At 71.7% G+C, this 21770-nt stretch carries 18 protein-coding genes and 1 pseudogene; 9 read left to right on the top strand and 10 right to left on the bottom strand.

Going from position 1 to position 21770, the window contains the following annotated elements:
• The first annotated feature begins 109 nt into the window (after positions 1 to 109).
• Positions 110 to 688, top strand: a complete 579-nt coding sequence (locus tag AC4BEG_RS19630) for a sigma-70 family RNA polymerase sigma factor (protein ID WP_490701052.1) — start codon at positions 110 to 112, stop codon at positions 686 to 688.
• Complete coding sequence (locus AC4BEG_RS19625; protein ID WP_490701051.1) at positions 685 to 2253, top strand: zf-HC2 domain-containing protein; 1569 nt, start codon at positions 685 to 687, stop codon at positions 2251 to 2253. Before AC4BEG_RS19630 ends, AC4BEG_RS19625 begins: the two co-directional genes overlap by 4 nt.
• A 39-nt stretch (positions 2254 to 2292) precedes the next feature.
• Here AC4BEG_RS19625 and purU read toward each other — a convergent pair whose 3' ends face one another.
• Positions 2293 to 3189: a formyltetrahydrofolate deformylase gene (purU, locus tag AC4BEG_RS19620; protein WP_201870678.1), complete on the bottom strand. Its 897-nt coding sequence runs from the start codon at positions 3187 to 3189 to the stop codon at positions 2293 to 2295.
• A gap of 32 nt (positions 3190 to 3221) precedes the next feature.
• Positions 3222 to 3722, bottom strand: coding sequence for an SCO4402 family protein (locus tag AC4BEG_RS19615; RefSeq protein WP_490701050.1), 501 nt, complete (start codon positions 3720 to 3722; stop codon positions 3222 to 3224).
• Between the two features lie 118 nt (positions 3723 to 3840).
• On the opposite strand from AC4BEG_RS19615, the gene AC4BEG_RS19610 reads away from it, so the two are divergent.
• Positions 3841 to 5148: an ABC transporter substrate-binding protein gene (locus AC4BEG_RS19610; protein WP_490701049.1), complete on the top strand. Its 1308-nt coding sequence runs from the start codon at positions 3841 to 3843 to the stop codon at positions 5146 to 5148.
• A 66-nt stretch (positions 5149 to 5214) separates the two neighbouring features.
• On the opposite strand, the gene AC4BEG_RS19605 is transcribed toward AC4BEG_RS19610, so the two are convergent.
• Complete coding sequence (locus AC4BEG_RS19605) at positions 5215 to 6909, bottom strand: hypothetical protein (protein ID WP_490701048.1); 1695 nt, start codon at positions 6907 to 6909, stop codon at positions 5215 to 5217.
• 287 nt (positions 6910 to 7196) lie between these two features.
• Complete coding sequence (locus AC4BEG_RS19600; RefSeq protein ID WP_490701047.1) at positions 7197 to 8588, bottom strand: NsdA family TPR-like regulatory protein; 1392 nt, start codon at positions 8586 to 8588, stop codon at positions 7197 to 7199.
• 390 nt (positions 8589 to 8978) lie between these two features.
• On the opposite strand from AC4BEG_RS19600, the gene AC4BEG_RS19595 reads away from it, so the two are divergent.
• The 3 genes from AC4BEG_RS19595 to AC4BEG_RS19585 all read left to right on the top strand — a co-directional run bounded on the left by AC4BEG_RS19595 (position 8979) and on the right by AC4BEG_RS19585 (position 12188).
• Positions 8979 to 9635 (top strand): bifunctional DNA primase/polymerase, encoded by a 657-nt coding sequence (locus AC4BEG_RS19595; protein WP_490701046.1) that lies wholly within the window; start codon positions 8979 to 8981, stop codon positions 9633 to 9635.
• Positions 9636 to 9735: 100 nt separating this feature from the next.
• Positions 9736 to 10539 carry an ABC transporter ATP-binding protein gene (locus AC4BEG_RS19590; protein WP_490701045.1) on the top strand — a complete coding sequence of 268 codons (804 nt, stop codon included), beginning with the start codon at positions 9736 to 9738 and terminating at the stop codon, positions 10537 to 10539.
• On the top strand, positions 10536 to 12188 hold the full coding sequence (locus AC4BEG_RS19585; protein WP_490701044.1) for a transporter: 1653 nt from the start codon (positions 10536 to 10538) through the stop codon (positions 12186 to 12188). The genes AC4BEG_RS19590 and AC4BEG_RS19585 overlap by 4 nt, the downstream gene beginning before the upstream one ends.
• Before the next feature lie 64 nt (positions 12189 to 12252).
• On the opposite strand, the gene AC4BEG_RS19580 is transcribed toward AC4BEG_RS19585, so the two are convergent.
• On the bottom strand, positions 12253 to 12597 hold the full coding sequence (locus tag AC4BEG_RS19580; protein WP_490701043.1) for an SH3 domain-containing protein: 345 nt from the start codon (positions 12595 to 12597) through the stop codon (positions 12253 to 12255).
• Between the two features lie 141 nt (positions 12598 to 12738).
• Positions 12739 to 13583: pseudogene (locus tag AC4BEG_RS19575) on the bottom strand (alpha-hydroxy-acid oxidizing protein); the annotation flags it as partial.
• A gap of 244 nt (positions 13584 to 13827) precedes the next feature.
• Here AC4BEG_RS19575 and AC4BEG_RS19570 point away from each other — a divergent pair.
• Together AC4BEG_RS19570 and AC4BEG_RS19565 are read left to right on the top strand one after the other, a co-directional pair.
• A complete protein-coding gene (locus tag AC4BEG_RS19570) occupies positions 13828 to 14460 on the top strand; it encodes a hypothetical protein (RefSeq protein ID WP_490701042.1) in 633 nt (210 codons plus the stop codon).
• On the top strand, positions 14457 to 15371 hold the full coding sequence (locus AC4BEG_RS19565) for a hypothetical protein (protein ID WP_490701041.1): 915 nt from the start codon (positions 14457 to 14459) through the stop codon (positions 15369 to 15371). Before AC4BEG_RS19570 ends, AC4BEG_RS19565 begins: the two co-directional genes overlap by 4 nt.
• A 33-nt stretch (positions 15372 to 15404) precedes the next feature.
• Here the strand turns inward: AC4BEG_RS19565 and AC4BEG_RS19560 are convergent, their stop codons facing one another.
• Positions 15405 to 16271: an alpha/beta fold hydrolase gene (locus tag AC4BEG_RS19560; protein WP_490701040.1), complete on the bottom strand. Its 867-nt coding sequence runs from the start codon at positions 16269 to 16271 to the stop codon at positions 15405 to 15407.
• A gap of 533 nt (positions 16272 to 16804) precedes the next feature.
• Positions 16805 to 17497 (bottom strand): iron-dependent transcriptional repressor DtxR, encoded by a 693-nt coding sequence (locus AC4BEG_RS19555; RefSeq protein WP_490701039.1) that lies wholly within the window; start codon positions 17495 to 17497, stop codon positions 16805 to 16807.
• 116 nt (positions 17498 to 17613) lie between these two features.
• Here AC4BEG_RS19555 and AC4BEG_RS19550 point away from each other — a divergent pair, with 116 nt between their 5' ends.
• The gene (locus AC4BEG_RS19550; protein ID WP_490701038.1) at positions 17614 to 18378 is read left to right on the top strand and encodes an SIS domain-containing protein; all 765 of its coding nucleotides are present in this window, start codon (positions 17614 to 17616) and stop codon (positions 18376 to 18378) included.
• 269 nt (positions 18379 to 18647) lie between these two features.
• Here the strand turns inward: AC4BEG_RS19550 and AC4BEG_RS19545 are convergent, their stop codons facing one another.
• The gene (locus AC4BEG_RS19545) at positions 18648 to 20132 is read right to left on the bottom strand and encodes a PAS domain-containing protein (RefSeq protein ID WP_490701037.1); all 1485 of its coding nucleotides are present in this window, start codon (positions 20130 to 20132) and stop codon (positions 18648 to 18650) included.
• A 559-nt stretch (positions 20133 to 20691) separates the two neighbouring features.
• Positions 20692 to 21342 (bottom strand): pyridoxamine 5'-phosphate oxidase, encoded by a 651-nt coding sequence (gene pdxH / locus AC4BEG_RS19540; RefSeq protein WP_490701036.1) that lies wholly within the window; start codon positions 21340 to 21342, stop codon positions 20692 to 20694.
• Positions 21343 to 21770 lie beyond the last annotated feature (428 nt).

Genomic DNA, 21770 nt, shown 5'->3' with positions numbered 1-21770 from the left:
GCACTTTGCCGCATGGACGCTGTTGTGTCAGCTCCCGGCACTACATTCGATATGAAGGTTGGGCACAGTGCCTGGAGAGCCGGCCGGACGACGCAGGGATGGGGGCCGCATGCCGAACGACGCACCGCCCCGCTGGGACCGCAGGATGCAGCAACGACTCGCGCGCGGCGAAGCGGCCGCACTCGGTGAGCTGTACGACCGATTCGCCTCGCTTGTTCATCATCTCGCCCACCGTGTCCTGGAGGACGAGGAGGCGGCCGACCGCGTCACCCGCGAAGTCTTCGGCTACATCTGGGAGAACCCGGACGCCTATGACCCCAAGAAGGGTTCGATGCGCTCCTGGGCCGCCACCCTCGCCCACCGCCAGGCGGTGCAGCGGCTGCGCACGGCCCAGGCCGCCGCGGCCGAGGAGGGCCACGTGACCACCGAGGACATCGAGGAGCGGATCCGCGAGGCGTCCGTGGCCGCCCGCGCGGACTACATCGTCACATCGATGCCCGGCCCGCTGCGCGCCGCGCTGGAGCTGGCCTATTTCGACCGCCGTGACTACCGCCAGGCCGCGGCCGCCCTCGGGGTGAGCGAGGACGAGGCGAGACGCCGTCTGCGGCTGGGCCTCCAACTCCTCTCCACGGCCCATGTCCAGCCCCCGCGCGCCGTTCCGCCGCCCGGATACGGACGGGCGCTGTGAGCGGGTCCAGCGGTCCGGAGCCCTACGACGAGGACGCGTTCGGTGACGGCGCGTTCGGCGATCACCGCGGCGTGGGCCGTCACGGCAGGGGTTACCCCGGTGAGGGCCGCCGCCCTGAGGGCCGTTCCGGCAGCGAGGGTGACGAAGGTCACGCCCAGGGGCCAGGGGGCGGACGAGGCGGACCCGGCAGAGGCGATGAAACCGGCATTCCTCCTGAACCCACCGGACCGCCCCGGATACCGCCGCCCCGCACGGCCGCCGAGGACTGCGGCCACTGGCCGGGCACCCTGGACACCGGGATCCCCGCGCCACGGCGGCCCGGTACCGGGCCCGTGGATCCCCCGGCCGCCGTCCCCGGACCTCCGCCCGCCGCGCCCGGACCCGAGCCGGCGCCGGAGCCCGCGGCCGAACCGGCACCGGAACCTCCGCCGCAGCCCGCCGCGGTGCCGCGGCCGCCCTCACACGATCTGCTCCGCTCGCTGCTGGGCGCCTGGGCGCTGGCCGCCTGCTCCCCGGAGGAGACCGCAGCCGTCGAGGACCACCTCAACCACTGCAACTCCTGCGCCGAGGAGGCGCTGCGGCTGCGCGAGGCCGTCGGGCTGCTGCACTCCGAGCACAGCCTCGACCTCGACCCTCTGCTGCGCTCCCGGGTGCTCGCGGGCTGTCTGGGCCGCCGCCCGGCCCGGATCCCGGTGCCCGGCTGGGCTGCCGCATACGACGCCGAGGCCGCCCGGCTGGACGCGCTGCTGCGTGACATGGGCGAGGCCGAGTGGCGGGCACCGGTGCGGCTCAAGTGGTTCGACGGACAGCGGCTCACCGGGCGGGACACCACCGTCGGCGGGGTGATCGGCCATCTCATGGTGGTGGACGGCCTGATCGCCGCCGCCCTCGGCCTCCCCGACCCGCTCGGCGCCCCCGCGCCCGGCTCCCCGTTCGCGCGCACCGAGGCGTACTGGCGGACCGGGCCCGGAGCCGCCCTCGGCGCCGATCCGCCGGGGACGGTGCGGGAGTTGTGGCGTGAGCAGGGCCACGCCCTGGTCCGTACGGTGTCGTTCGCCGGGCGCGGGGTGTCCGACCTCGACGTGCCCTACGGCGACTTCACGCTGCCGCTGCGCGACGCCTTCCTGGACCGCGCCTTCGAGTGCTGGGTGCACGCGGGGGACATCGCCGAGGCCGTCGACTACCCGTACGAACCCCCGGCCTCCGCCCATCTCAAAGCCATGATCGACCTGTGCGCCCGGCTGCTACCGGGCACCCTGGCCGAGCGTCGCCGCGCCGGGCTCGCGGCCCCGCCCCGGCAGCTGGTGGCGGCGGGCTCCCCGGGCCGTACGCTCCATCTGGAGGTCGAGGGCATCGGCGGCGGCGACTGGTACATCCCGCTGGACTCCCCGGCCGCGCTGGCCTCGCCGGAGGAGGCGGTGGCGCATATCGCCCTGGACGGCGAGGCGTTCTACCAGCTGGCCGCGGGCCATGTGCCGCCCGCCGAGGCCGCCGCCGGACAGTCCGGCGACATCGAGGCCATCAGGGACGTGCTCTACGCGACCGCCTCGCTGTCCCGCCTCTGAGCGCGCGCCCCCGCGCGACCGGCCGCTCAGGCCGACCGCTCAGTCGAAGACGACTGTACGGTGGCCGTTCAGCAGCACCCGCCGCTCGCTGTGCCACTTCACGGCACGCGCCAGCGCCTGGCACTCCACATCCCGGCCGACCGCCACCAGCTGGTCCGGGGTCAGCTCATGGCCCACCCGCTCGACCTCCTGCTCGATGATCGGGCCCTCGTCCAGATCGGCGGTCACATAGTGCGCGGTGGCACCGATCAGCTTCACCCCGCGCGCATGCGCCTGGTGATACGGCTTCGCGCCCTTGAAGCTCGGCAGGAAGGAGTGGTGGATGTTGATGATCCGGCCCGAGAGCTGCTTGCACAGATCGTCCGAGAGCACCTGCATATAGCGTGCCAGCACCACCAGCTCCACCCGCTCGGTGCGCACCAGCTCCAGCAGCTCGGCCTCCGCCTGCGCCTTGGTGTCCTTCGTCACCGGGATGTGGTGGAACGGGACCCCGTAGGAGCCCACCAGCTCCTCGAAGTCGGTGTGGTTGGAGACCACCGCGGCGATCTCCACCGGCAGCGCCCCGATCCGCGACCGGAACAGCAGGTCGTTCAGACAGTGCCCGAACTTGCTGACCATGAGCAGGATGCGCATCTTCTGGTCCGCGCGGTGGATCTGCCAGTCCATCCGGAACGACTCGCCGACCGCCGCGAAGCTGGCGCGCAGATCCTCCACCCGCACTGGCGGGTCCGCGTTGAAGTGCACCCGCATGAAGAAGAGCCCGGTGTCGCGGTCCCCGAACTGCTGGCTGTCCTCGATGTTGCAGCCGGTCATGAAGAGGTAGCTGGACACGGCGTGCACGATGCCCCGCTTGTCCGGGCAGGACAGCGTCAGGACGTACTGATCGGGACTGCCGGACCGGTCGGCCCGGTCGGTGGCGGAATGCGACTCGCTCATGACTCCATAGCGTCGCACACCTGCGAAGATCCTCAGACCGCTTGCGTCATGATCGCCAGCACTTCGAGCGTCCGCGGTGGCTGGTCCGGATCCTCGCCGTCGTTGGTGGCGAGCCGTACATGGGCCTCCCGGGCCGCCCGGACCGCCTCCGGCCACCCGTGGTGGTCGAGATAGGCCGAGACCTGGGCGTCGGCACCCACCTGGTGCATGATCCTCAGCACCCGCAGCACGGCGACGTCGACGAGCGCCGCCTCCTGTGAGTCGCGGAAGATCGTCCCGACGTACTTCTCGGCGGACCAGTTGTCCAGCCAGGTGTCCTCGACCAGCCGGTAGACGGCGTCGGTGACATCCCCGTATCCATCCTGGCCGGCCAGCCAGCACTCCCGCTGGAAGACCGGATCGGCGAGCATGTGCAGCGCCGAGCGCACATTGCTGCGCCAGCGCCACCACGGCATGTCGTTGACAGGCATACCGCCCATGGTGCTCGAGCGACGGCCGCGACGGGAAGACTTCTCCGAACCTTGCACAGCCATCGATCGTACGTTCTTCACAACCACGGTCGAGCCGCCCCCCGGCTGTTCATCCTCCGGCCACCTCGCATTGGGTCGCTATAGCGGCGGAATTCCGCGCGCAAGGGCATTCTCGGTCGGTATGACCGTTCGGCGACGCCTGCACTCCCGCCCCTTCAAAGCCGCGGTCGCGGCACTGTGCATGGCGGTCGGCGCACCGCTGCTCGCCGGGTGCGGCAACCTGGCGGAGGGGGCCGAGGGCGAACCCATCACCGTGATGACCTGGGCACCGGAAGACACCAAGGCGACCAATATGCCGGGTATGCCCGCCATGGCGCAGGCATTCGCCCGCTGGGTCAACGACTCCGGCGGGATCAACGGCCGCAAGCTGAAGGTCGTCACCTGCAATGAGCGCAATGACGCGATCCAGGCCGCCCGCTGCGCCCAGCGGGCCAAGGAGGAGGACGCGGTCGCGGTCGTCGGCTCGTACAGCCAGCACGGCCGCTCTTTCATCTCCCCGCTGGAGGTCGCGGGCATCCCGTACATAGGCGGCTACGGGCTCACCCAGGAGGAGTTCGAGAGCCCGTACTCCTATCCCGTCAACGGCGGCCAGGCGGCGCTGCTGGTGGGCAACGGACGCCAGCTCGCCTCCGTCTGCAAGCGGGTCTCCCTCGTCCGCCCGGACACCATCGCGGGCGATGAACTGCCCGAGTTGCTCGACGCCGGTCTCCGGGCCGGAAATCGCCGGGCCGCGCACGACGTCCGGGCCCCCGAGGACGCGGGCGACTACACCCGGCAGGCCCGGAGCGCCCTGGAGGGCGTGGGCGCCGCGACGTCGCCGGGCGGCCTCGGCCAGGGCGCGAAGCTGGACGACGCCTGTGTCACCGCGGCGCTGGGCAACCGCACCGGCACCTTCTTCGACTCCTTCCGCCGGGTACAGGAGAACTATCCGAAGGTCCGCATCGCCTCCGTCCTGGGCAGTGTGCGGCAGTCCCTCGTCGACAGCACCGGCGGCGGCAACAGCGCCCTGGAGGGCACCTACGCCACCGGCTGGTACCCGGCCGCGGACGACCGGCGCTGGGCCACCATGAACAAGGTGATCAACAAGTACGCCTTCGACGACAACCGCATCGACCCCGCCGACCCCGGCACCCAGACCACCTGGATCGCCTACACGGTGCTGCGCTCGGTACTGAAGTCGCTGGACGGTCACAAGATCACCGCCAGTACGGTGCGCAAGGCGCTGGACCACGGCCACGCGGTCGACACCGGCGGGCTGACGCCGACGCTGCGCTGGGGCTACGCCGACATGCTGAACGTGCCCAACTACCCGCGGATCGTGAACCCGGACGTCACCTACCAGGTGGTGCGCGACGGACGGGTGGTCGCCGTGCGCAAGGGCTTCGTCAACGTGGGCAGGACGATGGAGCATTACCACCCCGCGGGCTGAAGCCCCCCGCGCGCGCAAAGGGGCGGGGCCGGTTAGCCCCGCCCCTTTGTGGCCCCTTGGTGGGTCTCACAGCTGGGTGGCGTCGTGCTTGGTGAGCCCGTACTTCGAGGCGATCGGGTTCCACAGCCCGGCCGCCTGCTTCTTGGCCGCGGTCGCCTGGCCACTGGCCCGCTCGGCCGCCGCCACATGCGGGGAGTTACGGGCCCTACCCTTGTGGCAGCCCTTCTTGCCCGCGACCTGATCGGCCCAGGCCGCGTACTGGTTGTCGGCCGCGGCCGAGGACTTCCACGCCTTGGTGAGGGACGCGGTCAGCTGCTCGTGGTTCGGCAGCTTGTCCACCGAGAGCTTGCCAAGCCGGGTCACCAGGTTGTTGCGCTGCCCCGCCGCCGTGCGCAGATTTGAGGCGGCCGTGGACAGGTTCTTGCAGGACTTGATGTTGCCGACGGCCGTGATCACCGACGCCCGGCTGTTGTTGCTGTCGGCGAGCAGCAGATCCAGCGCCTTCGCCTGCGGCTGCGCGGGGTCGGCAGCCTTGCTCGGCCCGTCGTCCCCGGCGCCCGGTCCGGCGCTGTTGAGGGTGGAGTTCTTGTCCTTCTCCTCGTCGTCACCGCCCGCGCTGAGCGCGGCCCCGGCGGCGAGCCCGGCGATACCGCAGCCCGCCACGACGATGCCGATGAGCACCGCGGGCGACAGACGGCGACGGCCGCCCCCGCCGCGGCGGCGGCCACCGCCCGGCTCCCCGCCGGAGGGCGGGAGAATCGGGCCGTGGGCGTCGAACTGCGGGAGCTGCTGGGTCTCATCGGGCGCGTCCGGGCCGGCACCGCCGTCGGAGCGGAACAGACCGTCGAACTCGGCGGGCGGCGGCCGGTCCCCGGGACGGCCCGGCCGGATGGCGAAGGGGGCAGCGGGGCGCGGCGGCTCGCCCGCCGGAACGGGCCCCGGGAGCACCTGGGTCTCCTCGGCGGCGTTCACCGGCGCCTGCGAGGGCATCGGCTGCGCCGCCCGCCCGCCGCGGTGCGCGCCCCGGTTGGGGCGTACCGCGCGCAGCTGGGTGGTGGACTCGGCGGGTGTTTCGGCCTTGGGGGCCTCGGGCGGCAGCGGTGCGCTGGCGGCCGCCTTGGGAAGCATGGTCGTCGGGGTGTCCTGGGGCGGCTGCGCCTGCCCCGGACCGCCGGGTCCCTGACCGGGACCACCGGGTATCGGGCCGGGACCGCCGGGTATCGGACCCGGGGCGCCGGGCGCCGGGCCGGAGCCGGGAATGGGGGGCAGATACTGGGTCGCCTCGGCGTCGGCTGCTGCGGGCTGGGGCGGCAGCAGCTGCGTCTCGTCGGCGGCGTCCGGGAACGGCTGCGCGGGTCTCTCCGGCGGCAGCGATCCCTGGGGCGCGGCCTGCCCCTGGGAGGGCAGCTGTGCCGAGGCCCAGCCCTGCTGCTGTCCGTACGGCTGCCCCTGCGGCGGCAGCGGCGCGGCCTGACCATAGGAGCCGCCCTCCGGCGACTGACCATAGGAGCCGCCCTCCGGCGGCAGCGGGTCCGCCGCCCACGGCTCACCAGGCGACGCGCTCTGCGCACTCTGCGCGCTCTGCGGCCCCCAGGGCTGACCCCATGCCTGGCCGCCCGCCGGGGCCGCCTGGTGCTGCTGATCCGAGGGCCGCTGGTCGCCCTGGGCAGGCAGCACGACGCCCTCGCGCACGGGTTGCGTGGGCTGGGCGGGCGGGGCCGCAGGCACCTGCGGCTCGTTCCCCTGTCCGCTCTGCGTCACCGGGACTCCTTGGCTGTGCGGAACTTACGCAATCGTCGGGTCACGCTACCGGTTCGCCGATGTGCCCGGAGCCCGCCGGAGCGCGCGGAGAGGGAGAGACTGGTCACCGCGATATCGGTCACACCGCTGTGACCAGGAACGATGCCCGGCACGCTGGCAACCAGCGGCCACCGCCGGACACCGGGCGGGACGGGACCTGCGGCACGGCGGCGAATGTCGCAATCCACCAATAAACACCGACCTGTACAGGCCCCATGCATGCCGCGCGGCCACCGCCGCGGGGAGGGTCAGGCGGCCTGCACCCCCAGCCGCGCCCCGAACTCACGCACCACCGGTTCGTCCCGGTACGGCTCCAATCGCTGCTGGAAGTCGTCCAGATACTCGGTACCGCGGCTGGACCGCAGCGTCCCCAGCAGATCCACCGCCTGGGTGCCGATCTGGCACGCCTGCTCCACCTCGCGCTCCTGTACGTGCGCCGCGGCCAGCAGCAGCAGCCCGATCGCCCGGCGCCGCACCCGCCCCTCCGGGTGGCCCTCCAGGGCCTCTTCGGCACGTCGCCGGGCCGACTCGGCCTGGCCGAGGTCGCGATGGCAGTGGGCGAGCTCATCCGCCAGATAGGCGCGGTCGAAGTGCTGGATCCACACCGGGTCGTCGCCGGACGCGCCACCGCTGCCGTCGGCCCGCTCCATGGCGTCCAGCGCCTTCCCGCCCGCGGCCTGACTGGAACGGGCGTCGCCCAGCAGGGCGTGGCCACGGGCCTCGGCGGCCAGGAACATCGCCTCGGCGCGCGGCGGCACCTGGCCGCGCGAACCTTCCTGCGCGGCCTTCGCCAACTGGGCGATCTCCCGCGGGTTTCCCAGCTGGGCGGCGAGATGGCTCATGCTGGCGGCGAGCACATAGCCGCCGTAGCCACGGTCCCCGGCGGCCTGGGCCAGCCGCAGCGCCTGGATGTAGTAGCGCTGGGCGAGTCCGGACTGGCCGGTGTCCACCGCCATATATCCGGCCAGCTCCGTCAACCGGGAGACCGCTCCGAAGAGTTCCCGGCCGACCGCCTCCCGGTAGGAACCGGCGAGCAGCCCGGAGACCACACTGTTCAGATAGTGGACAACAACGGGGCGGACATGTCCGCTGCCGTAGCGGTGGTCCAGTTCCACGAGCGCGTCGGTCGTGGCGCACACCGCCGCCACGTCGGAACGGCCCACCCGGGCCCCGGCCGTGCGCGCGACCTGGACATCGGCGCCAGTGATCAGCCAGTCGCGGCTGGGCTCGACCAGCGCGGAGGCGGCGACCGTGGACCCGCTCAGGAAGTCACGGCGGCCGACATCGCTCCGCCACAACTCACAGACCTGCTCTATGGCGCCCACGACGGTGGGCGAGAACTGGAGCCCGACACCCGACGCCAGGTTCTTGCCGTTGGCCATCCCGATCTCGTCGATGGTGACCGTACGGCCCAGTTTGCGGCCGAGCGCCTCGGCGATGATCCCCGGGGCGCGCCCCCGGGGCTGCTGTCCGCGCAGCCAGCGGGCGACCGAGGTCTTGTCGTAGCGCAGATCGAGACCGTGCTCGGCGCCGCACATGTTGACCCTGCGCGCCAAGCCGGCGTTGGAGCACGCGGCTTCCTGGATGAGCGCTTGCAGCCGTTCGTTCGGCTGTCGCGCCACAAGCGGCCTAGCGGCCATGGCTTACCCCCTGTGACTGCTGTGCGTTCTCGGCTCTTGCCGTCCCTTTTGATCAATGCCCCGCAGATATCGCGGATATACGGCGAATGCTGATGAATACGAACCTTGCCCGCATTGACCCCATCGACCGCATCGTTCGCGTACGGCACCGACACGAGACCGGGGCAGTCCCCCGGACGACGCGGCACGGCGGCCGGAAACTCGTACGCCCGTCACGGATGGTGGCTACCCGCTCACAGAGCCGCCACCGCATACGCGCCCCCGGCCGTGCACCCATGCGCCCCACATGACGTCGCCGCGCACCCCCGGCCTCCGGCCGCCCCCGCCCGGCCGGGTGCCCGGCCGTAACCCTTGTTGACGGCGGAAGTTGTCCTCTGCGTGGAAGAGACCATGGACGTGACAGGAACATCGCAGATCCCCCGGCAGCGCGGCGAGCGGCTGGTCGACACCGCGGTGCGCTATGCCGAGGAGCGGCACTGGGACGTGCTCGCCGGCGCCTGGCTGGAGCCGGTGGCCGGTGTGGAGCGCTGTTCCTGCGCGGCCGCCGACTGCCCGTCCCCCGGGGCCCATCCGCTCGGCCGGGACTGGGTGAACCAGGCGACCGGCAGCCCGGTCGTGGTCCGCCGGATGTGGGCCGCGAGCCCGCACGCGTCGATCCTGCTGCCCACCGGCCGCACCTTCGACGCCCTCGACGTCCCCGAGTCGGCGGGCTGTCTGGCGCTGGCGCGGATGGAGCGGCGGAACGTCGAGCTGGGCCCGGTCACCTCCACCGCCACCCGCCGGATGCTCTTCTTCGTCCTCCCCGGCGGCGCCGCCAAGACCCCCGAGCTGGTGCGCAATCTGGGCTGGCCGCCGGACGCCATCGATCTGGTGGCCCGCGGCGAGGGTGACTACGTGGTCGCGCCCCCGACCCGGGTCGGCCGCCACGGACCGGTGCAGTGGGCCCGCCGCCCCACCGCCGCCAACCGCTGGCTCCCCGACGCCGAGGAGCTGGTCAGCGCCCTCGCCTACGCCTGCGGACGGGACGGCCGGCGGGAGAGCGGCTGACGGACCGGATCCCTCCGGACCTCCCCCGCGTAGGGTGTTCGCCCACGGGGCACGACCGGCCCCGCACAACACATGACGTGGGAAGAACGGGGTGGAACCGGTGCCGGAGGACACAACTCGGCCGCGCCAGGAGGGCGCCGCCGCGGTACGGGTGAGTGGGCTGTGGAAGCGCTACGGCGAGCAGATCGCGGTCCACGGCATCGATCTGGAGCTGCCCGCGGGCCAGTTCATCGGCCTCGTCGGCCCCAACGGGGCGGGCAAGACCACCACCCTCTCGATGATCACCGGGCTGCTGCGGCCCGACTCCGGCACCGTCGAGGTCGCCGGACACGACGTCTGGCGCGACCCGGCCGAGGTCAAGGCCCGGATCGGGGTACTGCCCGAGGGGCTGCGGCTCTTCGAGCGGCTGTCCGGCCGCGAACTGCTGGCCTACACCGGGCGGCTGCGCGGACTGCCCGGGGCCGAGGTCGACAAGCGCGCCGCCCAGCTGCTGGACGTCCTGGACCTGGCGGGCGCCCAGAACAAGCTGGTGATCGACTACTCGACCGGTATGCGGAAGAAGATCGGCTTGGCCGCCGCACTCCTCCACAATCCGGAAGTCCTCTTCCTCGACGAGCCCTTCGAAGGCGTCGACCCGGTCTCCGCGCAGACCATCCGCGGAGTGCTGGAGCGCTACACCCGCTCCGGCGCCACCGTTGTCTTCTCCAGCCATGTGATGGAACTGGTGGAGTCGCTGTGCGACTGGGTCGCGGTGATGGCGACCGGACGGATCCGGGCACACGGACCGCTGGCCGAGGTGCGCGGCGACGCCCCCTCCCTCCAGAACGCCTTCCTGGAGCTGGTCGGCGCCCAGCGGCACGGCGCGGGCCATGACCTCGACTGGCTCGGCGGCGGTGCCCGATGACGGTCACCGATCCGCTGGGCACCACCGCCCCGGCGCCCCCGGCCGCCCCGACCGGATCGCTCACCCCGGTCTTCGTCACCCTGAAGCTGTCGCTGCTGCGCAACGGGCTGCGGCAGTCCGCGGGCCGCCGCGCGGCGTACATCACCTCGATCGTCTTCACGCTGCTCTTCGCCGCGCTGCAACTGCTCGGTCTGGTGCTGCTGCGCGGCCATGACCACGCCGCCGCGCTCGTCACCGTGCTCAGCGCGGTACTCGCCCTGGGCTGGGCGGTGGTGCCGCTGCTCTTCCCCGGCGGCGACGAAACCCTGGACCCGACCCGGCTGGTGATGCTGCCGCTGCGGCCGCGCCCGCTGATCGTCGCGCTGCTGCTGTCCTCCCTCATCGGCATCGGCCCGCTGTTCACCCTGACCCTGGCGGCGGGTTCGGCCGTGGCGCTCACGCACGGGGCGGCCGCCGCCCTGGCGGGCGTCGTGGCCGTGGTGTTGAACCTGCTGGTATGCGTGGCGCTGGCACGGGCCGTCGCCACGGCCAACATCCGGCTGCTCACCAGCCGCAAGGGCCGTGATCTGGCGCTGCTGAGCGGGCTGTTCGTGGCGGTCGGCCTCCAGTTCGTGAACGTCGGCTGGCAGCAGCTCTCCGGCAAGAACGGTCTTTCGGTGCTGGAGCCCGCCGCCGATGTGCTGCGTTGGGTGCCGCCCGCCGCGGCCGTCGACGCCGTCCAGGGGGTGAGCGACGGCGCCTACGCCACCGCCGCCGCCCAGTTCGCCCTGACCGCGGGCGCGCTGGCGCTGTTGCTGTGGTGGTGGCAGCGGAGTCTGACGCAGCTGATGACCGCGCCGGATGCCTCCACGCTCCAGGCGGACGCACCCGGGCGGGAGTCGGGGCGGCGGGACGCGGGCGGTCCGCTGGGGCGGCTGCTGCCCGCGGGCCGCACCGGCGTCGTGATGCACCAGACCCTCCGCTACGCGGTGCGGAACCCCAAGACCAAGGCCAGTTGGGCGACCTCGCTGGCGATCGGGCTGCTGCTGCCCGTCATCACCTGGCTCCAGGGCGCCGGGTCCGTCAACACCGCCCTCTGGGCCCCGGGGCTGCTGGGCATGCAGATGTACAACCAGTTCGGCCAGGACTCCTCGGCGTTCTGGATGGTCTCGCAGACGATCTCCTCGCGGCGGGACGCCTATCTGGAGCTGCGGGGGCGGGCGATGGCGATCGGCCTGGTCGCCCTGCCGTACACCACCCTCGCCCTGATCGTCGCCGCCACGGTCATGGACCGGTGGGACGCCGCGCCCGAGACGCTGGGGATGGGCCTGGGGCTGCTCGGCGCGCTGGTGGCGACCGGCGCCCTGACCTCGGCGCAGTTCCCGTACTCCATCCCCCAGGACAGCGGCTACAAGAACGTCGCGCCCGGACAGACGGGGATCGCGTGGATCAGCATCTTCGGCGGGATGATCGCGGGCGCGGTGCTCAGCGCACCGGTGCTGGGCATGACGATCTGGTTGCACCTCAGCGGTGCCCATGAACTCCTGTGGCTGGTACTGCCGGTGGGCGCGGTCTACGGCGCGTTGATCGCGGAGGCCGGGCTGCGGCTGGCCGCGCCGCGCACGCTGGCCCGGCTGCCGGAGATCCTGACGGCGGTGAGCAAGGGCTGAGGCGGTGCCGACGGCACCGCCTCAACTGGTGAAACGTCACTGCCGGTCGGGACCGGGGCCAGGGCTAGTCGAGGTACTTGCTGTAGACCCAGCCCCAGGCCCCGGCCCGGATTCCCGAGGTGGTCCGCTTCAAGATCTTTCCGTAGGACCAGCTGTTCTCGAAACCCCGGGTGCGGCAGTAGTACCGGAATGAATCCCCTCGGTAAAGGGTCCCTATCGCACGGTAACGCTGACCAGGGCCGGTACGGAATCGGGCGCCGCTGGTGTCGACCTTCAAATTGACATTCGGTGAATTGAACCGGCAGGCAGACGGCCCTACGGCCGACGCCGTGGGCGCCAGCGCCACCGAACCCCCCAACATCAGCACTGCCGAGAGTGCGACCATCGAGGCTTTACGCTTGATCTTCACGCAATCTCCCCCCGTGATCAGTTAATTCATTGCGCTCCGACGAGCGTAGCACCAGCCAATCGCGCTCCCCCGCAGCGGTAAAAGCGGGCGATTCCGGAGAAGTTGAATAACGGAAGAGGGGTGGATGAATATGAGGGAATGTCAGGCGAGGGCGTCACGAGTCAGCCTGGCGGCATCCGTATGGCCGGACAGCGCCATCGTCAGCTCGAACTCCCCCAGTACGCACCGGATGACATGCTGCACGCCCGCCTGTCCGTCCAGCCCCAGCCCGTATGCGTAGGGCCGCCCCAGCAGCACCGCGCGGGCGCCGAGCGCCAGCGCCTTGAACACGTCGTCCCCGGTGCGGATCCCGCCGTCGAAGAGCACCGTCAGCCGGTCACCGACCGCGTCCACCACTCCCGGGTGCGCCTCGGCGGCCCCGATCGACCCCGCCACCTGACGGCCGTCGTGGTTGGAGACGACCGCCCCGTCCATCCCCGCGGCCTCCGCGCGGCGGGCGTCATCGGGGTGCAGGATCCCCTTGAGCACGATCGGCCCGTCCCAGTGCTCCCGCAGAAACGCCAGATCCTCCCAAGTCTTCCCCGGATCGCCGAACATCCGCACAAAGTGCAGCACCGCCGCGTCCAGGTCCTCGTGCACCGGTTTGGCCAGTCCACCGCTCCCCGTCCCCCATCGCCTCGGCGACCTGCTCCATCGGCGTACTGGACGCCGAGGACAGCACAAACGCCCACCCCCTGCGCGGCCACCGCGCGGGCCGCGGCGGACTCCGCGTCCGGGTGCGTGATCGACAACCCCCCGATGGGCGCGAGGGCGAGAGGCGCGGCCAGCCGCGTACCCAGCAGCTCCACCGACAGATCCCGCCGACTGGTGTCCCGGAGCATCCGCGGCACGATCCGATACCGGTCCAGCGCCGCCCGGTTGGCCCGCTCGGTGGAGCCGCTGCCCGCGCTGCCCGCCACATAGCCGACCGGCCCAGGACCCAACCGCGCGGCGGCCACCGACGCCACAGCAGGCCCGATACGCACACAGGGCATGACGAATAACGTCGGGCCAACGCCCCAAGCCATTGGGGAATCCACCCGGTTCGGACACCGGCGACCTTAACGATCAGTTAAATGGCCGAGGAGCGGGCTGTCATGGACACCCCCTAAGATCTCCCTACGCGATCACGCCACGGGAGATCCGAAAAGGGGGCGTGATGGCGAAAGTTACTCGTATGGGGAGATCGACTTGTCGTTCAACAAGGTGACTTTGCTGCGCATCGGTGCGCCCGCGGCCATCCTGGCACTGGCGCTGACCGGCTGTGGATCTCATGGCAAAAAGAGCAGCTCGTCCAAGTCCAAGAAGCACAAGTCCAGCTCCTCGCACTTCAGCAGCGGACACAAGAGCGGGGCCAAGAAGAGCCGTTCGACCGCGAGCAAGCTGCTCAAGCCGGGGCAGTCGGCCTCCCGGGCGTTCCGGGAGGACACCGGCGTGAAGCCGTTCTACCGGATCGCCGCCCAGAAGGTCGCCATCGGCACCAATGCCGACGCCAAGGCGCTGGTCTCGAAGCCCGCGGACGCCAAGGGCAAGGTGCCCGCGGTGGTGTACGTGACCTACACCCACATCACCGGTGACGTCGTCCCGGAATTCCCGCGGGTCGGTGACTACGCCGATGTGCTCGTGGGCGGGCAGCGCGGGACGAAGGTCATCGGCGGCGTCAAGGAGCCGAAGGGCTGCGCGGACGCGGACGACGTCAAGAACTGGAAGGACGGCCAGAGCTACACCTTCTGCAACACCTTCCTCGTGCCCGAGCACCCGAAGTCCATCAGGGTGACCTGGACCGAAATCGGCGGCGACCCGTTCACCTGGAAGTTCTCATGACGGACCAGCCGCGGGGGCTGCTGCCGATCACCCGGAACGGTCTTGTCTCCGACCCCCGACTGGAGCGCGCGGCACGGCGGATCGGCGCCCGGCACGGGATGGACTACTTCGACGACGACGCCGTCCGCGCCATGTTCACCGAGCACAAGCGGCTGCTCGCCCGCACCGGCCGGGGCAGGGGCGTAACCGGCATCCTCGCCCTGCTCGTGGGGTTCTGCTGGCCGCTCTTCGTACAGCAGTCGCCCACCTATGTGGTGGCGTCGGACCCGTACTCGGGGCGGTCGGCCAAGGACGCGATCTCGCTGGGCGCGGCGGTGCTGCTGGTGGTGGTCGGCGTCTGTCTGGTGGTCTCCACCTACCGCGCCCATATGCGGCAGCTGCGCCACCCCCGGCTGACCGGCTACCGCCAGGTGCTGGCCGCCGCCACGGCCTACGGCGTACCGGTGGCACGGGTGCCGGACTGGCTGATCGGCAAGGACCGGAACGGCGGCCGGGCGAGGGCCCCGCTGCCCCGCTACGAAACCGGCCCCACCCCGGGAACTCCGGCGCCCGCACAGCCGGCGAACGGACAGCGGGTGCCCGAAAAGCCGGGCGCGGTCGCCGAGTACGAGCGCATCGCGGACCAGGGCGGCTGGCATGACGAGACCGGCTGGCTGCTGCTCTTCGCGGGCGGCGGCGGTCTGCTGTGGGCGGCCACCGAACTCGACTCCCTCCTGCCCGGCGTGCTGGCCCTCGGCGCCTGCACGGCGCTGGCGGTCTGGGTCTGGACGATCGGCGCCGCCCAGGGCAGGCGCAAGGACGCGCTGCGCGACCAGGCCCGCGCCTATGTCCAGGCGCTGATGACGGCCCAGGCGGCGGGCTCGGTGATCCCGGAGCTCTCACCAGAGCTCCAGGCGCTCATCGACGACTGACCCCGGCGGGAGCGCCCCGTGCGCTCCCGCCCCTCAGACCGGAAGCGCCGCGGCCAGGAAGGGCTCCACCACCCGGCGCCAGCCGTCCGGCTGGTCGTAGTGGACCAGATGGCCCGCGTCCACCACCTCCGCATACTGCCCGCGGGGCAGCACCCGCACCATCTCCTGGGCCTCGGCCCGGCCCAGCTCGCCATCCAGCCCCCGGACCACCAGCGTGGGGCACTCCACCAGCGCCAGATCTTCCCAATGGGCGTCATGGACCCAGGTCTCACGGGCCCTCAGCATCTGCCGCCGGGAGAAGACCGGCCGCCAGCCGTCCGACCGCTCGGCCATGACCTCGGCGAAGAACTCGCCCCGCGATGGACTCGGCCGCTCCAGCGCCGGATCGTCCTCGCCGAACCACTTCCGCACATCGGCCAGCGTCGCGAACGGCACCGGCCATGACCTGAACCACTCCGTCCACTCCCGCTGCGACGCCGCGCCCAGTGCCGAGGCCCGCATATCGCAGATGACCAGGGCCCGGACCAGATCGGGGCGATGCGCCGCGAGCTGCCAGGCCGTCAGGGCGCCCATCGCATGTCCGACAAGGGTGACCGGCGCCAGACCGAGCTGCTCGACGGCGGCCACCGCGTCCTCCACATAGGCGCCGCGGTCGAACGGCCCCTCAGGAGGCTTCTCACTGCGGCCGTGGCCGCGCTGATCCAGGGCGACGGGCCGATGGCGGGTGGAGAGCCAGCGGGCGGTCTCCGCCCAATGGGCGGCGCGGCCCATCAGCCCATGGAGGAGCAGCACTCCCGGCCCGCACGCTCCCGCCCGGCCGCGAGTCTTCGGCGGATCGGTGAACTCCCAGGCAGCGAGCCGGACGCCGTCGGCCCCGCTTACGTCGATGCGGCGCACCATGTGTGCTGGCACCTCCATCCCTCTCTCGAGCAAGCCCACAGTATCGAACCCTTATTCGAATGTGAGGGTGTCGCCGTGCAACACCCCTCGTTCGAGTGACCATGCTCAAGGATTGGTCGTCTCCGCCGAGGGGAGACAGCTAGCGGGAGGCGGACTGCTCGGGGAAGGGAGTCCGCGGGGGACGACCCTGGGAGCTCGGGGCTCCGGGTCACCACGGCTCCGGGTCGCACCGGCCGCGTTCGCGCGGTCCGCGCGGCCCGGGGCCCGGCGGGGGGACATGGGGAAGCGGGGCCCCGGCACCTCTCGGCGCCGGGGCCCTCGCTCAGGAATACCCGCCCGGCCCCACTGCCCGTCGGGTCCATTGGAGCCCCCTCCCCTGACCCCAGAAACGCCTCGGCGCGCGAGCATGCGCACGCATATGCGTCAGCGTCGCACGCGGCGGCGCGGCCCGCTCGGGGTTCCCTCAACTCCGGTGTCGGGAATATCCGTCGCCGCAGGTGGCGGCGGACGAACTCAGAAAAGGGGCAAAAGTGTCAGCGCTTGGCCACGAAGACGTGGGAGGCGATCTCCGACTCCAGCTCCGCCGCCTCGCCACCGCTGCCGACCAGCACACCACCCGGCGACTCGGTGACACTCACCACCGAACCCGGCTGCACCCCGGCCCGCCGCAGCGTGTACATCAGCTGGGCGTCCGTCTGAATGGGCTCGCCGATCCGGCGCACCACCACCGTCTTGCCCTCGGTGCCGGGCTCCAGCTCGCGCAGGCTCACCATGCTGTCGTCCAGGAACGGATCGGCCTCGGCCTTCTCGCCCAGCTCCTCCAGACCCGGGATCGGATTGCCGTACGGCGACTCGGTCGGATGGCGCAGCAGCTCCAGCACCCGCCGCTCCACCGCCTCGCTCATCACATGCTCCCAGCGGCACGCCTCGGCATGGACCTGCTCCCACTCCAGCCCGATCACATCCACGAGCAGGCACTCCGCGAGCCGGTGCTTGCGCATCACCCGGGTGGCCAGCCGACGCCCCTCGTCGGTGAGCTCCAGATGCCGGTCGCCCGCGACCGTCACCAGACCGTCGCGCTCCATCCGCGCCACTGTCTGGCTGACCGTGGGGCCGCTCTGATCGAGCCGCTCGGCGATCCGGGCGCGCATGGGGACCACGCCCTCCTCCTCGAGCTCGAGGATGGTGCGGAGATACATCTCCGTGGTGTCGATGAGTCCGGACATGCGTGCCCCTAGATGTGTCGTGCGGTGGCCCTGAGCCAATTCTGACGCATCCCACCGACAACGGGGCCGAGTCGACCCCTTCCATCCCGACGGAGGGGACTGCTATTGACAGCGTCATGATCCAAACCACGGACTCCGAAGCGGCCGGACGCTTCTTCGACGCCGCCATCGGCCTGCTGCGACGCGTACAGAACGAGGAATCCGAACAGATCACCGCCGCGGGCCGGCTGATCGCCGACACCGTCGTCGAAGGCGGCCGCCTCTTCGTCTTCGGCGCCGGACACTCCTCGCTCCCCGCCCAGGACGTCGTCTACCGCGCGGGCGGCCTGGCGCTGATGAATCTGCTCCCGGCCCCCGGTCTGGTCGGCGTGGACGTCATGCCGGCGACCCTCGGCAGCGCGCTGGAGCGGATCGAGGGGCTGGCCTCCACCGTCCTGGAGCAGAGCCCGCTCCGCACCGGGGACCTGCTCATCGTCATCTCGCTCTCGGGCCGCAACGTCCTGCCCGTCGAACTGGCGAGAACCGCCCGCGCACAGGGAATCACCGTGATCGGGGTGACCTCGGTCACCTACGCGACCGGCACGGCGCCCCGCAATCCGTCGGGCGACTTCCTGAAGGACCACTGCGACCTGGTCCTCGACAACAAGATCGCCGTCGGTGACGCCGAACTGACGTCGGACGGAGTCGGCGCCCCCTTCGCTCCGGCCTCCACGGTGGTGACGAGCGCCCTGATGCAGGCGGTGATCGCGACAGCGGTCGAGGAACTGGCGAAGAGCGGCAAGGAACCGCCGATGCTCAGATCAGGCAACGTGGACGGCGGCCACGAGTGGAACAAGCACGTGATGACCGACTACGCGGACCGCATCTTCTACCACCGCTGACGGGCAGCCGCCGACGAAACACGGATGGCGGGAACCCCGCCCACCGGACGGGCAGCCGCCGACGAAACGGGAGGGGACGGGGTCGCAGGGGTGGGGGCCTGGACACTCGGGGTCCCCCATGCCGAAGGCCAGGGGCGTATTTGTGGCGCCAATCTGGGGGCGGCATCACGGCCGAGGGCACCGGCGCCTGAACAGACGGTCCACGCCCCACCCCGGAGGCCCCGGCCCCGCACCCGCCACGCACCCCGGGCGCACCCGCACCCACACCCTCAGCAGCCGCCCACCCACCCAGCGAGGTCCATCGCCACAGCCACCCGCGCCGCCACATCCTCCGCGTACACCGCATCCGTACGGTCGAACGCCCGCCGCGTCGGCCCGCGCAGAAACGTGGCCACCCCCAGCGTGCGGCCGCGGCTGCGCAGCACCACGCAGAGCCCGTGCACGGTCCCGTCCGGCCATTTGCGGGTCGCCGTCCAATGCGCCAGCGCCACCTCGTCCGTCCGGGACGCACTGGTCCGTACCGCGCCGCACCGCGCCACCGCCTGGAGCGCCGGATGCCCCTCCGGGTACGCCACCGGGATCCCGCCCGGGACGGTCGGCGGACACGGCCCCGGGCTGTCGCACGGCGTCGCGACGACCCGCACCAGCCGAACGCCGTCACCTTCCGAGGGCATCCGGACCAGATCGATCAGCGCATGGTCCGCGAACCCCGCCAGCGCGAAGTCCAGGTGGACCGTGGCCGCCTCCATCGGGTCCTCGCACTCGGCCGCGGCCCGCGCCGCCCGGTGCAGCTGGCTGCTCCGGAAGCGCATCCGGGCGCTCTCCTGCTCGTGCGCCTTCACGTCCGTCACGTCCTGGAAGATCCAGGCCACCCCGAGCGGCACCGGCTCCTCGGTGAGCGGCGAGGCCAACCGCATGAAGCCACTGCGCCAGCAGCGCCGCAGCGAGGCGCCCCCGGGAGCCCCCGGGCCGACCGCCCGCACCACGGCCTCGCCCTCCTCGAGGTCCTCGATGTCCTCGTAGCGGATGGCATCCGCCATCTCCAGGTCCTCGTCCGCCTCGTGCAGCGTCACCCACAGCTCGGTGGGCGCGGGCGGGGCGCCCTCGGCCAGGACGTGCTGGAGGGCGCTCTCGACCTCCTCCACACCCTGGTCGAGAAGGTCCCCCAGCGGACGGCCGAGCACGGCCTTGCGCCCGGTGCGCAGGGCACGCGCCGCGCTGCCGTTCACCACGGCCACCCGCAGGTCGGCATCGACGAGGACCACGTTCCACGAGGCGTCCTCGAGCAGCGCCTCGCTCAGCGCGATCGACCGTTCCAGGTCGATCTGCGAGTGGACCTCGCTGAAGGCGCAGTACACCCCGCTGAAACGACCGTCCTCGCCGGACACCGGCGAGGCCTGGGTACGGACCAGGACCCGGCCGCCGTCCTTCGTCACCAGTGCGAATTCATGGACCTGGCGCGCCCCGGTGTCCAGCACCGCCATCAGCCGCCGCTGAACCTCGTCCGCGTCCGCCTCGCGGGCCGCCCACCCCGCGAGCCCCTTGCGGCCGACGGCCTCGGCCGCCGTCCAGCCGAGGACGCGTTCGGCCTCCCGGTTCCAGTGGGTCACGATGCCGTCGGCGTCGAACGCGCACAGCGCCGCGTCCATGCCGTCGAGCAGCGCGGCGAGCAGATCGGAGTCCTCCCGGTCGTCCCGGTCCTCCCGGTCGGGCCGGTCGGGGGCGGGCCCGGGGGCCGTGGACTGCGCGGGCACGGACCGCGCGGAACGCGCGGAACGGGCTGGACGCGCAGGTTCGGATCGTGGTGAAGCGGTCACCGGACACCCCCTGCTGGACGTGGCTGGCTGTGGTGATGCACGTCGGGATATTGAACTCGAACGTGACGCGCGCCACACCACAATCCACCAAATCGTTGCCTCCCAGAAATTCGCTTGTGTGTGGCACGGGAGGGTTTTTAGGGTGTGGAGTACACGAGAAGGGAGGTGGTTCGGCAGATGTATGAAATCCGGACGCGTGAGGTGGCTGCGGACTAGCGGTCCGTCGTCGCGCCCTGCGCATCGCCGGACTGGCGCACGAGTCATGTGCGCAGCCGGCCCAATCCCAAGCAGTCACCCGACCCGCGGGTCGCCGGTACGTCCGACCGGCCTTCCGGTGCCATACCGCACGGGAAGACGACCCGCGGGTCGTCTGCGTCTGCGCTCCGCGAGACGTGCCGCGAGGGGCCGTCATGCGTCTGCGGCTACGTCGTGGCTGGTCGCGCCCACGCGGCGGAGCCGCACATCGACACAGCCCCGCGCCCCTGGAGCCAGCCCCTCAGGGGCTCAGCCGCTCCACATCCCAGCGCCCGCCCTCCGCCGAGGGCCCCTCGGCCGACGGCACCCACACATACCGCAGCCGGTCGTGCAGCCGGTTCTCGCGCCCCTGCCAGAACTCCACCGTCTCCGGCACCACCCGGAAGCCGCCCCACTCCGGCGGCACCGGCACCTGCTCACCCGGCGGATAGCGGTCCGCCAGCTCCGCGTAGGAGCGGTCCAGCTCGGCGCGGGAGCCGACCACCGAGGACTGGGCGCTGGCCCACGCCCCCAGCTGTGAACCGTGCGGACGGGTCCGGAAGTAAGCCGCCGTCTCGTCCCGCCCGGTGCGCTGGACGGTGCCCAGGACGATCACCTGCCGGGCGATCGGATGCCAGGGGAAGAGCAGCGAGACCTGCGGGTTCTCGGTCAGCTCGCGGCCCTTGCGCGAGCCGTAGTTGGTGTAGAAGACGAAGCCGCGCTCGTCGAAGCTCTTCATCAGCACCGTGCGGGAGCTGGGACGGCCGGTCGCGTCCGCGGTGGCGACGACCATCGCGTTGGGCTCGAAGAGCCCGCTTGCCACGGCCTGTTCGAACCAGCGGGTGAACTGCTCGTACGGATCGCCCGCGAGATCGGCCTCGGCGAGGCCCTCGGCGCGGTAGTGCTCGCGCATGGCGGCCGGGTCGTACGTACGGGCAGACGCGGACGAACGGGCAGACGCAGCGGACGCGGCGGAAACTGACGGCTCCGGGTCAACGTGAGGCACGCGCATATCTTGCAACATCACCGGTCCGCCGCAGGGGTTACCCCGAAAGAGCTATGGCTTCCCCCACCACCGCGGGCCCATCGCGAGCCCATCGCGGGCGCTCATCGTCGCGAGCACTCTCCCCCATCGCGGGGGCCGATAACCCTCTCTCCGAGGGACGGAGGGTGTGCCGCTTCTCACGCTTCCCCATGGGTAGCGAAGCCATCAGACTGTGGCTGACCATGCGCCTGTCAGAGTGTGGTACCACACCTCTTCGGGCATGGCTGGGTGACCACCAGCCGCACGGGGCACACCACCGGATAGCAGGTACGGACCGCGAGCCGCGTCGACGCGGC

The sequence above is a fragment of the Streptomyces sp. JLBJ103 genome, assembly GCF_058215575.1.
The sequence above is the reverse complement of the archived record's forward strand: the minus strand, read 5'-3'. Positions and strand labels throughout refer to the sequence as shown.